This is a genomic window from Erythrobacter sp. HI0063, assembly GCF_001635685.1.
GTDB lineage: Bacteria > Pseudomonadota > Alphaproteobacteria > Sphingomonadales > Sphingomonadaceae > Qipengyuania.
This window is the reverse complement of sequence record NZ_LWFF01000240.1, coordinates 1-256: the sequence shown is the minus strand read 5'-3', so window position 1 is coordinate 256 and position 256 is coordinate 1. Positions and strand designations below refer to the sequence as shown.

Annotated in this window: 1 pseudogene; it reads right to left on the bottom strand. The window is 64.8% G+C overall.

Going from position 1 to position 256, the window contains the following annotated elements:
- Positions 1-207: pseudogene (locus A3736_RS07900) on the bottom strand (leucyl/phenylalanyl-tRNA--protein transferase family protein); the annotation flags it as partial.
- Positions 208-256 lie beyond the last annotated feature (49 nt).

Below are 256 nucleotides of genomic sequence, written 5' to 3'. Positions count from 1 at the left end.
GGCGCAGGCGGCGATAGTGGCGGCGAAATCGGCATCGCAGGTCACGCGGAAGCGGTCCTGCCGGATCGTCTTGCGCAGGCTCTTCGACACTCGGAAATCCTCGAGCGGGAAAACCGCCCGCTCGCGCGGTTCCACCCAGTACACTTCGGGATCGTCGCGATGGTCCGCCATCGGAAACACGCCCGCGCGATATGCAGTCAGCAGCAATTCGGACGGAATTATCGTGGTGGGGGCCGGGGATCCGTGCATCGACCCT